Here is a 14,484-nt window from a genome sequence, read left to right as displayed (position 1 = left end):
TGCTGTTTTTGTTTTTAATCAAGTGGATTACCCACAATATTACTAATAATCCCCTGCATAATATGCCCACCTTGTTCACGACGTAATTCTTCATACCATGCTTGTGTAACCGCTTCATCTTTCATATGTGTCACATCACAACGTTTGCGTGCGCGAAGCACCAATTCATTGGCACGTTCATTGCGCTTGTTTTGATAGCGACGTAAAGCGTCCTCTAGCCCCAAAGTATTAATTTGCAGAGAACGCGCTAAATAAATCGCATCCTCCATCGCTTGGCAACCGCCTTGCCCAATATCAGGTGTCGTGCTATGTGCAGCATCACCCAAAATCACCACGCGACCTTTATAAAATTGAGTGAACGGTTCAATATCATGGATTTCTACCCGATTGGTCTTTTGCGGGTCTAAGCGTTCAATAAGCTGCTGTACGGGTTGACACCAATCAACAAAATATTGTTTTAAAAGTTTTTTATATTCATCTCGATTATTATCTAGCCCTGCTGGTAAAGGAACATCTAAAAAGAAATAGAACTTTCCATCTGCAACTGGCATTAAAGAAGCTCGCTTGCCTTCGCCCACATAAGTCGTCCATTGCTGGGCCGGAGCTAAATCTTCAGAGATCTCAACCAAACCATTCCAGTTTACATAACCTGCGTAACGGCGCTGCACTTGCTGCCCCAACACATAGGCCCGTGTAAGTGAGTGAGTCCCATCAGCCCCAATTAATAGATCAGCCTGCGTTGAGCTACCATCTGCAAAATGAACCTCGACATAATCAGCTTTGTCTTCAAGGCTGACCATTTTTTTGCCTAAATAAATCTGATCACGACCAAATTCATCCATTAACATATTTTGTAAATCAGCACGTGCAACTGGATAAGGTCGTTGGCCCACTTCTTCAATTAATGGCAGTAAACTGAATTGTGTCATCACATCTCCAGTTAAACCATCCACATAGGCCAAATCATCCATTTGTCCACCAAGTTTGGCGATTTTGTCAGTTAATCCCAGATAGTTCAGACATTTCACACCATTCGACCACAGTGAAATTGCCGCGCCGACGGGAAGAATCTTTTCAGTTTGTTCAAAAATGCGAACTTGGTGACCAAATTTCTTTAATGCAATGCCTGTGGTTAGACCTCCCATTCCTGCACCAATAATCACCACATTCATAACACTCTCCTATAGATATTCACCTATAGGGTGCTTATGCTAAAAACATGCCATCGTTCAAAATTTATTTAGCTTTTCCACAAAACTGGCATGCACCATGCTTATATATTTAAGTATAAAACTCGTCTCAGCACGTTCCGTGTTAGCGCAGTTTTAAATGAAAAATCATGTTTTTTAACAAGAAATACGGATACTCCACTATGGCAACATTGCACGCTCCAGCTTTTGAACTTCCTGAGATTTTGAATACGAAAACCAATTTGGCAGATGCCCGAATTGGTGCACAAGTCATTGAGTGTTCAGATGATTTCTTTGCAGAAGCAAAGCGTATGCTGCAATTTGATGCACCTATTTTTGTTGAAGATAAATTTGATGACAACGGCAAATGGATGGACGGATGGGAAACGCGCCGTAAACGTCACGCAGGCTATGATTGGTGTATCGTGAAGTTAGGTGTAAGTGGAAAAATCACTGCACTTGATATTGATACCAGCTTTTTTACAGGAAATTATCCTGCATCTGCATCATTAGAAGCATGTTATGCACCAAATGGGGACCTGTCAGGGGCAAAATGGGAGGATGTTTTAGGAAATACTGAACTAGGCCCAAGCCAGCATCATATTTTTATGGTCAATAATGATGCACTTTTCACTCATATACGCCTTAATATTTTCCCAGATGGCGGTATTGCCCGTTTACGTGTCTATGGTGATGTTCATATTCAGGTAACTGATAGCGAACAAACTCTCGATTTATTGGCTCTCGAAAATGGTGGCCGCGTAGTTGCCTATAGTGATGCTCATTTTGGACACCCGCGTAATTTGATTAACCCAGGCCGTGGCGTCAACATGGGCGATGGGTGGGAAACCAAACGCCGCCGTGCACCGGGTTATGACTGGTGTATTCTTGCGTTGGGTAAAAGCGGAAAAATTGAAAAACTTGAAATTGATACAGCTCATTTTAAAGGGAACTTTCCTGCTCAAGTATCTATTCAGGCGGTTTACCTCGAAAATGCAACCGATGCACAGTTAATTCCTCAAAGTATGTTTTGGTCTTACTTACTAGAAGCCCAACCTATGCAAATGGATCATATTCATGAATATGTGAATGAGATTTTACAACATGAAAAAATCTCGCATATTCGTATTAACATGATTCCAGATGGTGGTATTAGCCGTGTTCGTTTATGGGGAAAAATTGCCAAGTCATGATGATGAATACTGTTCAAATTCAGCCCTTAACCATTGAAAACTTCCAGCCCTTCGGAGAAGTCATCTGTTGTGACGGGCATGACTTTTTTCATATTAATGATGCCCACACCGAGCGCTACCATGCGCTCGTTGAAACTGAAATTGAAGGGGAAGCAAAGGCAGGAATTAGTATTTTCCGTAATATTAAAGCCAGTGTGTTGCCTCTAGAAATTTCAATGCTAGAACGCCATCCCAAAGGCTCTCAGGCATTTATTCCACTACAGCAACAAAAGTTTTTAATTATCGTGGCACCCGCTTTGGACGAAAACACCCCTGATATTTCAAAACTATGTGCTTTCGTCTCGAATGGAAAGCAAAGTATTAATTATCGGGCAGGCACATGGCATCATCCTTTGCTTACCTTTGAGGCACCAAGTGATTTTGCAGTAGTAGATCGAATTGGAGGTGGAGCGAATTGTGATATTTTTCAATTTCCACAGGCTATAAAAATTACGACCTAAATTAAAATATACAGATCTGTCTAATTTAATGGTCTAAACCTTAATAGCAGGAATCGTTGTGGTGATTTCTAACAATCTTAGGTTTATATAAAAAAACCCCGTCAATTGAACGGGGGTTTTTTCATTTTTCTAAACAGTAATATCAGCTAAGTTACCCTTCTGCTCAAGCCACTGCTTACGATCTGCCGAACGCTTTTTCGCAAGCAACTTGTCGAGTAAACCTGCCGTTAAGTGAACGTCATCTAGGTCAAGCTGAACTAAACGACGCGTGTTCGGATCCATAGTCGTTTCACGTAATTGAATCGCGTTCATCTCACCCAACCCTTTGAATCGGGTAATTTGCGGATTTCGATTACCTTTAACATTTTTCAAAATAGCTTCAAGCTCATCATCATCAAGCGCGTAATAGACATCTTTACCAATGTCGATACGGAATAATGGTGGCATTGCTACATACAGATGCCCTTCTTCAACCAATGCTGGAAAGTGTTTAACGAATAAGGCGCATAATAAGGTCGCAATGTGTAAACCGTCAGAGTCAGCATCGGCTAAAATACAAATTTTACCGTAACGTAGTTCAGATAAATCATCACTGCCCGGGTCTACCCCGATGGCAATCGCAATGTCGTGAACCTCTTGAGAAGCGAGTACTTCATCTGAAGAAACTTCCCATGTATTTAAGATTTTTCCACGAATTGGCATGATCGCCTGAAAGTTTTTATCGCGCGCTTGCTTGGCACTACCACCTGCTGAGTCACCCTCGACAATAAATAATTCACTGTCCTCACGTGTTTGGCCAACACAGTCTGCCAACTTACCCGGCAATGCAGGGCCGGAAACAATTTTTTTACGTTCGACTTTCTTTGCTGCTTTTAAACGACGACCTGCTTTAGAAATCGCCATTTCAGCCAGTTGCATCGCGATTTCAGCATGTTGGTTTAGCCAGAGTGAAAAAGCATCTTTAGCAATATTTAAAACAATATTTGATGCTTCACGACTCGAAAGACGCTCTTTGGTTTGACCTGAAAACTGCGGCTCTTGGAACTTGAGCGACAAGATATAGTTCACGCCATCCCAAACATCTTCTGCCGAGAGTTTAAGATTACGCGGTAACAAGTTACGTAACTCACAGAATTCACGTAACGCCTCAGTAACCCCAGAGCGTAAACCGTTCACATGAGTACCGCCTTGTGCAGTTGGAATCAAGTTGACGTAACTTTCTTGAACCTGCTCACCACCTTCCACATTCCAACAAATCGCAAATTCACATGCCGCACGATCTGCCTGACCGCTGCTCACAAATGCAGGGTTTGGCAAAATTTCGCGGTCTTGTAATTCATCCATCAAATAATCGACGAGGCCATTTTCAAATTGCCATTCAATTTTTTCATCGTTAATTTGATCGATATAAATAATTTTTAAACCAGCAGCTAAAACAGCTTTGGCCTTTAAATTGTGTTTGAGTGCTTTTAACGCAAATTTTGGACTATCAAAATATTTAGCTTCTGGCCAAAAATGTACCGTTGTACCCGTCGCGCGTTTTGGCACTTTACCTTCGAGAACAGCTAAAGGAGCAACGGGTTCCCCTTGCTCAAAGGCCATTTGGTATAGGTTACCCTGACGTTGAACTTCGACCTCAACCCGTGTTGATAAAGCGTTTACAACGGAAATGCCCACACCATGTAAACCACCCGAAAACTGATAGTTATCGGTGCTGAATTTACCACCAGCATGGAGCTTGGTTAGAATAATTTCGATACCACTTTGTCCATATTCAGGATGTATATCGACTGGCATACCACGGCCGTTATCTTCAACCGACAACGAACCATCTTTATAAACCGTGACACATATTTTGTCGGCATGACCAGCTAATGCTTCATCAACAGCATTATCAATAACTTCTTGGGCTAAATGGTTAGGTCGAGTCGTATCGGTATACATCCCTGGACGACGACGAACAGGGTCTAAACCGGAAAGAACTTCAAGCGATTGAGCCGTATATTGTGTCACGTTGTACGTTTTCCTTATTTGATGGTGTGCGCAAAGAATTCGATCACTAACGGTAATTTTTCTTCAAAATCTTCCATAGCATGATTGCCATGAGCATCCGTCAAAATCAATGAGGATGGCGTTGCAGCACTATAATAGCGTTGTGCTTGACGATAATCCAAAATTTCGTCGCCTTGTTGCAATAAGACGAGTATTTTGTCGGCATTTTCAGGTTGATTCAGTTCCAGTTGTTCTAACTGCCTTAACTGAACATGATCAATTGACCATTGATCATTCACCACATAGGGCATACTTTCAACTTGAAATAACTCATCAAACAGTTTCCATGGTTGCATAGCAGGGTTAATCAGTACAGCTGGAACATTATATTTCGCGACAAAATATGTCGCAAAAAACCCGCCAAGGCTACTACCGACTAGGGCTACATCCTCTAAAGACTCTATCAGCTCTGAAACTTGCTCAACCACTAGATCAGGAGATCTATTTAAATCTGGCAAATGCACATTTATGCCCAATTCGCTACAATACTGTCTAAGGCTCAACCCTTTAATTGAAAGAGAGCTACTATTAAAGCCATGGAGGTAGATAATATTCATATATTTCCCTCTAAATTGAGAATAAATTCACATTTTTGTTCTCAGTTTGTATATAAAAACACTATTGTCAGACAAGAAAAACCACTCAACTAACCATTCATCAGTATTTTAAAAACATGTGTTATTTAAACTACTAAGATGGAAACGTTAGCTGCCGTTGATAAAAAGTACAGCTTAAAACGTCGGTTATAACGTATATGGGGAAAAGATATGCCGAGCTTAACACCACTACATGAAACTTATTGTAAATGGGATCGTACGCCACCTAGTCAGGCAGACGTATTAGAAGGTTTAGCTCAACTGTTCAGTACCAGCTTAAATGGTGTACATGAATTAATTCAAGTTATTAATATTGAAGTATTAAAAAATGCTTTTGGTGTGAGTACACAAAATGCTAAAAACTTTCAAAAACGACCATTTGTGCAAAAGGCATATCAATTTTCTTATGGTGCTTTACAAAAATACGGTAGTTGTTTTTTAGCGCCAAGCTTACGTCATATTATTGAAAAATATCCCACACTTCACGAAAAACCGCTCACCCCGAGCTTACATTTTTTAGTCGGCATTTTGAATGGGATTTTTGGGGATTATCTACTTAAACAGCATAGCCCCCTCGCCTTACCCATGGTGCTCTACGATCACTATGGTGCAATACAACAAGGGGAACTTGCAGGCCGTATTGTGATTTTAGCTCATGGTTTGTGTATGAACCATCTGACTTGGTCAAATGCACACTATGGCGGCATTGGTGAGCGCCTGTTAGCGCAGCGTGACCATAACACCATGTTGTATTTAAATTACAATACAGGCCGACGCATTTCAGCCAATGGACGCAGTTTTTCGAACTTATTAGAAGATTTGGTACAACGTAATCCAAGAATTACCAGTATTGATATCATTGGCCATAGTATGGGCGGGCTAGTATCTCGTAGTGCCTTGTTTTATGGCAAACAAAATATGTATCAATGGATCCATATGGTCGAGAATCTAGTCTGCATTGGCTCTCCACATCATGGGGCAGTTTTAGAGCGCTTTGGCTTTACCATACAAGATAAACTTGGGGCTTTCCCTTTTGTCGGCTTACTCGGTCAACTGGTTAATATTCGGAGTAATGGTATTTTAGACTTACGCCACGGTAGCGTTCGTGATGATGATTGGGAACATATGGATGCCCGTATTGGTATGATGGATGATAACCGTGCCCCTGCTCCGCTACCTTCCCATATCAATACCTTTTTAGTGGCAGGAACCTTAGAATTTGAAAAGGTGCGTAATAAAGCGTTGACCGTAATTGGCGACTACTTAGTGAGTGTAAAAAGCGCGCTAGGCGAACACCCTAACCCACGTTTTCAGCTTAAGGTTCCAGACTCACATAAAGCCGTGTTTTATGGTTTAAATCACTTTGAGATTCAGTATCACTCGAGTGTTGCGGAACAGATCACTCGTTGGTTATATCCTCATGCTAATGATTACGTTCAAGAAGGTATTCAAACCCATATTATTGATATGCCGAACTATAAGCTCGAAGATTTAGAGGGAATTGTAGAGACGTAAAAAAAAGCCCAACTTAATGTTGGGCTTTTTTAATTAATTAACTTTTGTAGAAGAAAGAAAATATTTTTAAATTTCAGCCCCCCAAGCTTTATTGGCAATTACTTTTCCATTTTTTATATTTAAAACAATATTGTAAGCTGCTGCACCACCATTATTAAAAGTATTTAAAATATAAATATTATTATTTAAATAATATATTTTAAAATCAGCAAGCTCGTTCTTGTCACTATCTATACCATTTTTAGGAAAAAAGTATTGCTCTATATCATTTTTACCAATTTCTATTTTCTTATCTTTATCCTTAATTATGATTTTATCAAGTTGTAAAAAATCATTATTAGGTAAAGTACCATCAGTACCAAAGAATTGTTTATTATTAAAATACTTATATTCACCTTTAAAAGTTTTATAAAGTTTAGGATCTAAAATAGCTTTTTTTGCATACACTTCTGCTATTATATTTTTATCACTATAGACAACCTTTTCTCTAGAATATTGAGATAGCTTAATAGAAGTGTAACCACTAAAATTATTTATTCTATTTTTATAGACAAATCCAGTTACACCATTGCTTGCATTAACTAAACAAAAATTATTTGTCCCTTCATCCATCACACAAGAAACAATTTCATTATTATTTAATTTAGACGTAACTTTAGAATTTAAACTTGAATTTCCTCGTACATTAACGTATCCATCCTTATCTTGAATAAAACCAAAGTCAGCGTATGAAGATACTATAGGACCAATCATTAGAAAAGTAAAAATTATAAACTTAAGTTGCTTCTTCATTTAGGATAAGTTCCATTTTAAATTTTAGTAAAATAGTAATATTATTTTTTAGATAATATTACTATTATCAAATACAATCAAAGCTCTAATAATTTATAATTATTCCTCATAATCATTACAATCAATTTTCTTATTTTTTAAATTCGCATCAGTTGTATAGCCAATTTTAAAATTTAAATTTAATAAGTCTTCTTTTCTAAAAACCTTAGGAACAATATTCCAAACATTTTTTCCATTAGTTACAAACACCAAATTAAACTCTGGGACTTTATTATTATTGGTATCAATTTGATACTCTACAGAAAATTCATCTTTTTTCTTACCAACAATATTATATATACGTGGTTCATTTAATTTTTGATCACAAGCTTGATATATATAAATCTTATTTTTTAAAATCTTAATTGTACTTTCACTACAATAACACCCGCCTACTTCTAATTCTTTTATAACACCATCTTTATAATTAAATGGCTTTATTAAGTTCCCTTCTAAACTATCAAAGTCCAGGTATGATATTCTTAAATCTTTAATTTTAGAGTTATTAAAATCACTCAGACATTTATAATTTTCATTATTTGCTTCTTTCCCATTAAAATTACATTTTAAATTTCTATTTCTCAACCAAGAACATTGAGTATCAACAAGATACTTAACTTCGTTTTTATTATCACTAATATAGCTTTTTATATCAGAATATGTATTATTCAGATCATGCTCACTATTTTTATATACTGTTTTCTCATCTAACTGTTGTGGCTTATAATCTGCAGCATTTGAATAGATACTCAAACTAGAAACTAATAAAATATTAGAAAACTTAGTGAAACTATTTCTCACTATATGTACCTTCAATAAAAATCAAAATTCAGACAAGTTACTATTTTATAAAAAATTTACAACAATATCACTAATATATTAAAGTTTCTTGTTTTACCCAACCATAATTTATATATTACACTAGTATACTTACTAAATAGAAATAAATATTATTGCTGCAAAATCTTAATCAAATTAGTATTATTATCGTATTTTATATTCTTAATAAGCTTACATTTTCCTTTATTTTCTATCAAAAAATCAATAAACTCACCATGTGTAGGCGTATTAAATTTAACAGTAACAATATTATCTGTAGCTTGTAGTATACTAAATTTACCTATATCATCTTGTGCATTACTTAAAATATTAAAATTCATATTACATACACCATTTAAATTACTTCTACAAGCATAATCTTTTACTAACATATTTGTTAACTGATTAGAAAAAAACCTAGAAATAGTTTTTCTATCAGCACTCTCAATAATTTTATTTCCATCCACAGGATAGTTTTTATATAAGTCTGTGATTAAACTTTTTGAGTCTTCAAAACATTTCTCATCATTACTTGCATTTGTAACACTAAAGAAAAAGGATAGAAAAATAAATGTAAATAATTTGTATTTCATAAATTATACCTAAGCTGATATCGTATTTTACAAGAAAAATTATAAAAATATCGCAACAATTTTATTTTTTATTTACATTTTTGAAACTAATAGGGGGAATATTTACTCTTTGAATATCTTCCTTGTGAAAAATACTTTGACATTTGTGTAACAAAAAAATATTACTAATATTCTCAAAATTTTCATCTTTATAAGTTATCACTCCTGAACTATCAATTGAGTAATAATCTCCTATTTTCTCGACTTTTAAATCAGGCTTTATTTTGATTAAATAAAATTCGGAACTAGAACTTTCATCTGTATCTATATATTTCTCAGCAATAGAATAAAAACTATCTGTTAGTTGAGGAAGGAACCTAAATGTATTTACGTTCAATGATTTTATTTTTGTGTCATTAAATATATTTATAAAATCAGGAGATATTTTTCTTAATTCAGATAAAGAATAAGCCCGATTATTAGAATTCTCAAGTTGCGTGCATTTCTTAGCTGATTTTTTCTCGTTACATTTGGAGAAAAAATCTGAAGAAATTTGAGTTTTTAAATAAACTAGTGACTTATTATTAATTTTTTGATTTATATTTTCTACAACACTAACCTTCACAAAAGCATCATCAATAATTTTAAAACATGCTTTTGAATTTAAATATGTATCTCTATAAGAGTATAAATCTCCAGCTATACACAATTCATTTTTTCAACAGAATAATTAAAGTTAGATTTATTTTTACTTATTTGATAATTTAGAGGATAAACCACATATTTTTTTGGTTTAATACAGCCAATCTATAATATTTACCATCCTCAATCTTTATTACAAAATAATCTTTGTTAAAATCTGGCTGCATACCAATATTATTTTCAAAAATTTTTAGTTTATCTTTTTTACAATAATATTTATCTACATCATAATCAAATCACAAGGCTCAACTTTAATAGTCTTTAGGTTTTTTGGCTCTACTGATTTAGCATTACAACCTACTGTAAGGCCTATTGCAGATAATAATACGTATATTAGTCTTTTCACTGTCCATCTAACTTTTGATATTGCTAATGGTATTTCAAAATTTCTTTAACCATTTTTATATAACCCATATTTTCATGATTGGCCTTACTTTTATAAAAATATTTTGTTCCATCTGAAAGAAACCCACCATTCTTTTTAATAATTTTTAATCTATTGACACCTTTTATATTTCAATTCAACATTTAAATTGCTTTACAAAGACAGTCAAACTAATAATAAATCTACAAAATTTAAGAGTCAAAATAGTTAGCCTCTCAACATTAAATAGATAAAATTCTATAATTTATCTTTTAAATTATTTTAATTTTAAAAGTTCATTAAACCATCTTTATGATTAATTTTATTTTAGGAGAAGGCTAAACACCAAATTTTTCAAATTCAAAAAAAATATAAAATAATAAAAACAGTAAAAAGTTACTGTTTTTATCAATCACTTGTTTGTGAAATTTATATTTTATATTGATTTTTACTTTAATCTTAATATTTTTTCTTTATTACCATCTTTATAAATTAAATTATAGTTTTTATCGATTACTACATTTTTGTTTGCAGATATAGTTTTTCGTTCCACCACACCAAAAGCATTAATAATAGAAATTTCTAACTGGGGGCCTTCATATTCATTGTCTTCAAAAGGAGAAACAATTATTTGTTTACTATCATCTGTTTCAGGTAATACAACGCTATCTCCATATGCTGGTGAAATAAACGAATAGTATTTAGTTAAATTAGATGATTTTACTAAGTTAACTTTAGAACAACTATTTGCTTCATTTGTCATGATGCATTTGAGATGATCATTGGAGTTATATGGTAAATATGTTAATTCTAAACCATGAATATTTTTATCACTTTTCTTAACTTTTGAATTGTCTGCACATGCTGATACACTTAAACTCAAGGTTGCTAATAACCAACCTGTATAAAACACATACTTTTTGAACATATTAAATTCCTTTAAAACCATTAGGTAGAACAATTTTAAACGGTTTGGGCATTTTATCTCTTAACTCTCAAACCATTTCGTGGCATGTATAGCTTTACCTGTATCAAGTATCATACCATTTTTCACTGCCTCGTTATGAAATTTATCTACCCAAGCTTTTCTATTCTTTTCATCTGAATAATATTTATTTGTATATTTTAAATTCTCTCCAATAATTGATTTTTCCATTAATCCACTCTATAAAATAACCATTAACAAAATTTTTAATTTTTTCTTACATGTGACATATATTTTCAAAGCTAATATATTAATTCAGAATCTTTGGTCTAGTAATTTTAGAAAATCAATATCAGTATTCATAAATACTCCACACTATCTCCCATACTCTTAATTTAGTTTTAATCATATTAGCTTTAAAAATATCAAATACCTTTATATTAATTTTTATAAATTAAAAGAAGATCTACTACTTAATTGCTAGATTTCAAAAATACTTTTTTACTTTATCTTTAAAAACAATTATCTTTAGTCATATATTTTAGCTATAATTTATAATTAATGATAGTACACAAAAAATCTACTAATTAAAATAACTTCAATAAGATATTATTAGTATATTTTATTATGTACTCATCTAAACTTGGATTATAGTTTCAAACTTTTATAAGAATACATCAATTTGAATACATTTTATTTAAAGATTTCAATTCTAACAATCTACTTTTATCACTGTTTAGTAAACAAGATTCTATAACTGTCTCTGCTCCATCGCCTTGAGCATTAGCTGCTTCTTTTCCCATAAATTCTTTGCAATATGTATTTTTATATTGTGCCCATTTTATTTGTGAAGCTTTTAATTCATTAACATTATCTACTGACTTATATAAATTTTCTAGTATTCTTTTCATTTCAGAATTAGTTGAACTTGATGCACTTCTAATACAACTTAGATTATCAAAGTCTGTTTTACACGTAGATACGGGTTTGGCTATTACACTACATCCGCAAATCATAGTAATAACAGAAGTAATTATTAAACTTTGTTTTTTCATCTCTTTTGACTCTTAGTTTACAATCTTAATTTTAAATGAAGCAGGTTTATGCGGCTTCATATCTGATGTTGTACCATGATAATGTATGAAATCACCTCTACCAAAGATATAACCTGTTTTTTTTGCTTGATTTACTACATCTGCAACCCATTTTTTAGTACTTTGGCTAGCTTCTTGTAATTGGGTAGGATTTGCGTAATTTAATTCACTACCAATAATAGAAGGTTTGCCATTAACTCTGTCATTAATATATTTATTAAAAGCTTTTCTATGAGCATCCGTTACTCTAGACCAAGGTACATTTTGTACACTACCATAAGCTGTAGGACGAGTGGAGTTAATATCAGAGAAAGCCCATTGTTCATTTAAAACTTTTCTGATAGTAGACCATTTATTTCTACCAGTCATTCTTCTATTTAACATAGTTTCAACAACTCCGCCCATTTGCTGGTACGTCATATCTTCATTATTTTTGAATATATGTACTTCTGTAGCTGCAGCTTTTAATAAGTCATCTAAATCCTGCTTTGTTAATTCCAAAACAGTTCCTGTGGTCTCTACAGAAGGTTTATTATTCGTAGGAATTTGACCTGAGCAATTTAATATAGAATTTAAAGAATTTTCTTTTATTAAAGTTAAGAGCTTAACACCATTAAGAGACTCTACTTTTTGTTTGAACAAATTATTGTTAAGGTATTTGTTTGAAAACGCTGTAACATCAAAATGTACCCATGTTTTTGCACCAGCCTCTCCACTTCTAAAGACTTTAGGTTCTAAATAAATTTTATCTCTGATTCTTTGTTCAGATGCTCCCATTTTTTTTGCCATAACATTTTTTCGAATAAATTCTATATCACTTAATTCTCGTGTCCTAACTCCATTTTTATGAAAATGTATATCCAGAGCTAGCCCCATATGGTTTACAGATGTTCTCTCATGTTTCTTATTATTTTCAATGCATCTATAACCAGATTCTATATATGCCACATTAATTTTCTTATCTTTAAACTCATTTTTTAAATAAAAATTTAAGGTTTTTAGTATCCAAATTAAAGACCTATGAATACCCGGATATTCATTAGCAGTATTTATACCTGATCGCACTCCCATCTTTCCATTTCCAAAACCAGAACACTTACCACAATTACATGCAGCTTTTCCCATGAAACTAGAAATGGGGTATTCATCATAAAATTGATCTAAAGCAGCTAAAACAGAACCACAAATCTTCCCAGTATCTGGAACCCCCATATAATCCCGTTGGAATTGTTTAATACATGTTGCAGTCAGTTCTGTAAATTCATCTGTTGGTAATGCTCCACCAAAACCTGCTAAGCGAATATTAACTTCTCTGATTAACTCACTTTTACCACTGGAAATACATTGAGGATTGGTTTTACAAATATTTGTAGTATTTGCTTTAGGAGTACCTCCATCTTGACTACGATCATCAATAGTCAAAATTTTAGAAACTGAACTTGCAGCTTCATTCAATGCTTTTTTAGTATCTTCATAAAGTTGATGTGCTTTTTCTGGAAGCCGATTTTCTTGTTTTGTTTGAGAAGCAGGATTAGCTGGCCTTTTTGCTGCTGGAGCTGGGGTAGTTTTTGTAATGCTCGCAGTAGGTTTATTTGTAGATTGAGCTGAGTGCTTGTGCTTAGGTTTGTCTTGGTGTGAATGATTTCCAGAAGCAGGAATATGAACTGGTAATTTAATAACTTGTCCAATACTAATCTTATTTGGATCGTCTATTTTATTTAAACGTTCTAGTGCTCGAACGGTCGTATGATTTTTTTGTGCTATTTCAAAAAGCGTATCACCCTTTTTAACAATATGTGTTTTTCTTTTATATTGCCCATTATTACCTTGATTTGTTAATGTTTTTAAATCTAAAAGGACTTTAGGACTTGTAATTTTTACGACCATTCGGTCTTTAGACATTACAAAACTTTGTACTTTAACCATTGAACCTTTAAACATACTTTTAATATATACATCTAAAGCAGTTCCTTTATCTCGGCTGATTTCAACAATACATCCAGATGAGTTTGTTGTTCCAGCAGCGATAACTTGCCCAGTTCTCTGATTTTTTACTTCATATTGTGCTTTTGAAATTGGGCTACCAAATAAATCTAAGATTTGTATTGTAACTAATGATTTTTTATTCATT

13 protein-coding genes and 1 pseudogene are annotated in these 14,484 nt (G+C 33.6%); 3 read left to right on the top strand and 11 right to left on the bottom strand.

Features of this window, described 5'->3' with window-relative positions; all coding sequences use genetic code 11:
- Positions 1–14: 14 nt before the first annotated feature.
- Complete coding sequence (hpxO, locus tag KTI79_RS11770; RefSeq protein WP_086266280.1) at positions 15–1,172, bottom strand: FAD-dependent urate hydroxylase HpxO; 1,158 nt, start codon at positions 1,170–1,172, stop codon at positions 15–17.
- 200 nt (positions 1,173–1,372) lie between these two features.
- On the opposite strand from hpxO, the gene alc reads away from it, so the two are divergent.
- Positions 1,373–2,383: an allantoicase gene (gene alc, locus KTI79_RS11765; protein ID WP_086266281.1), complete on the top strand. Its 1,011-nt coding sequence runs from the start codon at positions 1,373–1,375 to the stop codon at positions 2,381–2,383.
- A complete protein-coding gene (locus KTI79_RS11760) occupies positions 2,380–2,883 on the top strand; it encodes an ureidoglycolate lyase (protein ID WP_199964082.1) in 504 nt (167 codons plus the stop codon). Before alc ends, KTI79_RS11760 begins: the two co-directional genes overlap by 4 nt.
- Before the next feature lie 129 nt (positions 2,884–3,012).
- On the opposite strand, the gene parE is transcribed toward KTI79_RS11760, so the two are convergent.
- Both parE and KTI79_RS11750 read right to left on the bottom strand, forming a co-directional pair.
- On the bottom strand, positions 3,013–4,896 hold the full coding sequence (gene parE, locus KTI79_RS11755) for a DNA topoisomerase IV subunit B (RefSeq protein WP_086376047.1): 1,884 nt from the start codon (positions 4,894–4,896) through the stop codon (positions 3,013–3,015).
- A 14-nt stretch (positions 4,897–4,910) separates the two neighbouring features.
- On the bottom strand, positions 4,911–5,492 hold the full coding sequence (locus tag KTI79_RS11750) for a YqiA/YcfP family alpha/beta fold hydrolase (protein WP_086376046.1): 582 nt from the start codon (positions 5,490–5,492) through the stop codon (positions 4,911–4,913).
- Positions 5,493–5,702: 210 nt separating this feature from the next.
- Here KTI79_RS11750 and KTI79_RS11745 point away from each other — a divergent pair, with 210 nt between their 5' ends.
- Positions 5,703–7,046 (top strand): hypothetical protein, encoded by a 1,344-nt coding sequence (locus KTI79_RS11745; protein ID WP_017387586.1) that lies wholly within the window; start codon positions 5,703–5,705, stop codon positions 7,044–7,046.
- Positions 7,047–7,112: 66 nt separating this feature from the next.
- On the opposite strand, the gene KTI79_RS11740 is transcribed toward KTI79_RS11745, so the two are convergent.
- The 8 genes and pseudogenes from KTI79_RS11740 to KTI79_RS11705 form a co-directional block, all read right to left on the bottom strand.
- Positions 7,113–7,838, bottom strand: coding sequence for an SH3 domain-containing protein (locus KTI79_RS11740; protein ID WP_086376045.1), 726 nt, complete (start codon positions 7,836–7,838; stop codon positions 7,113–7,115).
- Positions 7,839–7,937: 99 nt separating this feature from the next.
- A complete protein-coding gene (locus tag KTI79_RS11735) occupies positions 7,938–8,678 on the bottom strand; it encodes a lysozyme inhibitor LprI family protein (protein WP_086376044.1) in 741 nt (246 codons plus the stop codon).
- Positions 8,679–8,827: 149 nt separating this feature from the next.
- A complete protein-coding gene (locus KTI79_RS11730) occupies positions 8,828–9,289 on the bottom strand; it encodes a hypothetical protein (RefSeq protein ID WP_086376043.1) in 462 nt (153 codons plus the stop codon).
- Between the two features lie 178 nt (positions 9,290–9,467).
- Positions 9,468–9,827 (bottom strand): annotated as a pseudogene (locus KTI79_RS19190) (hypothetical protein); the annotation flags it as partial.
- A gap of 955 nt (positions 9,828–10,782) precedes the next feature.
- Positions 10,783–11,262: a hypothetical protein gene (locus KTI79_RS11720; RefSeq protein ID WP_086376042.1), complete on the bottom strand. Its 480-nt coding sequence runs from the start codon at positions 11,260–11,262 to the stop codon at positions 10,783–10,785.
- 60 nt (positions 11,263–11,322) lie between these two features.
- The gene (locus KTI79_RS11715; protein ID WP_171304910.1) at positions 11,323–11,490 is read right to left on the bottom strand and encodes a hypothetical protein; all 168 of its coding nucleotides are present in this window, start codon (positions 11,488–11,490) and stop codon (positions 11,323–11,325) included.
- Positions 11,491–11,936: 446 nt separating this feature from the next.
- Positions 11,937–12,314: a lysozyme inhibitor LprI family protein gene (locus KTI79_RS11710; protein WP_086376041.1), complete on the bottom strand. Its 378-nt coding sequence runs from the start codon at positions 12,312–12,314 to the stop codon at positions 11,937–11,939.
- A gap of 12 nt (positions 12,315–12,326) precedes the next feature.
- Entirely contained in the window at positions 12,327–14,483 is a 2,157-nt protein-coding gene (locus KTI79_RS11705; protein WP_086376040.1) for a LysM peptidoglycan-binding domain-containing protein, read from the bottom strand.
- Position 14,484 lies beyond the last annotated feature (1 nt).

Origin of the sequence: Acinetobacter sp. WU_MDCI_Abxd143 (genome assembly GCF_025514195.1) — a bacterium.
Classification (GTDB): Bacteria; Pseudomonadota; Gammaproteobacteria; order Pseudomonadales; family Moraxellaceae; genus Acinetobacter; species Acinetobacter pittii_H.
This window is presented reverse-complemented; position numbering and strand designations above follow the sequence as displayed.